A 1,350-nucleotide genomic window follows, 5' to 3' on the forward strand; every position below is an offset into this window, starting at 1 on the left:
GCGGGAGGGCGAGGTGAAGCCGAGCCTGAAGTAGTGCGTGATGAAGCACGGCCGGCGCGATTCGAAACCGGAGGTTCAGGGCGAGATGACCTGCTTGCGCAGGCGCTCGCGAGAGCGAATCTGGTGATGGCGTGGAAACGCGTCAAAGCCAATCGCGGCAGTGCCGGGGTGGATGGGAAGTCGATCGCCGAAACGGCGGAGGCCCTGAAGACGCACTGGCCCCGGATTCGGGAAGCGTTACTGGAGGGAAGCTACCGGCCCCAGCCGGTGCGGCGCGTCCAGATTCCGAAGCCTGGTGGCGGGATGCGTGAACTGGGGATTCCGACGGTGACGGATCGACTGATCCAGCAAGCCCTGCTGCAAGTCTTGCAGCCCATCATTGACCCGACCTTCTCAGAACACAGCTACGGCTTCCGGCCGGGGCGTCGTGCGCGTGACGCGGTGCTGATGGCACAACGGCATGTGCAGGACGGCTACCGGGTGGTGGTCGATGTGGATCTGGAGAAGTTCTTCGATCGGGTCAATCACGACATTCTGATGGAAAGGCTCTCGAGGCGGATCGCGGACAAGGCCGTGCTGCGGCTGGTTCGCCATTACCTTGTGGCCGGGATCATGGATGGCGGGGTGGTCATGGAGCGCCACGAAGGCACGCCGCAAGGCGGGCCGCTGTCGCCACTACTGGCCAATGTGCTGCTGGACGAGGTGGATCGTGAATTGGAGAAGCGGGGTCATCGCTTCGTGCGTTACGCCGATGATTGCAACGTATACGTGTGCAGTCGTCGGGCGGGCGAACGGGTGCTGGATGGCTTGCGTAAGCGCTATGACCGACTTCACCTGAAGGTGAACGAAGCCAAGACGGCGGTAGTGGCCGCGCACGGACGCAAGTTCCTGGGCTACGCGTTGCTGCGTAGTGCCGGAGGCCGAGTCAAATGCACGGTGGCCCGAAAGGCGTTGGAGACCTTCAAGCAGCGCATCCGGGAGCTGACTCGCCGCTCGGGCGGACGTAGCCTGCCGCAGAGTGTGGAGCGACTACGGGCGTACTTACTGGGGTGGAAGGCGTACTTCCAGCTGGCGCAGACGCCCAAGGTGTTCCGCGCACTCGACGAGTGGATCAGACACCGGCTGCGCGCGATGCAGCTCAAGCACTGGCGTCGGGGCACGACGATGTATCGGGAGTTGTTGGCGCTCGGCGCCTCGGAAGCGGACGCTCGCAAGGTGGCCGCAAACAGCTGCAGTTGGTGGCATAACAGCCGCCTGCGGTTGAATCGAGCGATGCCGATCGCCTACTTCGACCGTCTCGGCGTGCCTCGACTCTCATGACCTCAACTGCTCGAACCGCCCGGTGCGGAC

At 63.9% G+C, this 1,350-nt stretch carries 1 protein-coding gene; it reads left to right on the forward strand.

The window, feature by feature from the left end; all coding sequences use genetic code 11:
* Positions 1 to 1,320: group II intron reverse transcriptase/maturase (gene ltrA / locus ACM6JT_RS24660; RefSeq protein ID WP_414857505.1), on the forward strand; the 1,320-nt coding region annotated here is incomplete at its 5' end.
* Between the last annotated feature and the right edge of the window lie 30 nt (positions 1,321 to 1,350).

This window comes from Burkholderia sp. IT-111MI5, assembly GCF_949752865.1.
GTDB lineage: Bacteria > Pseudomonadota > Gammaproteobacteria > Burkholderiales > Burkholderiaceae > Burkholderia > Burkholderia pyrrocinia_C.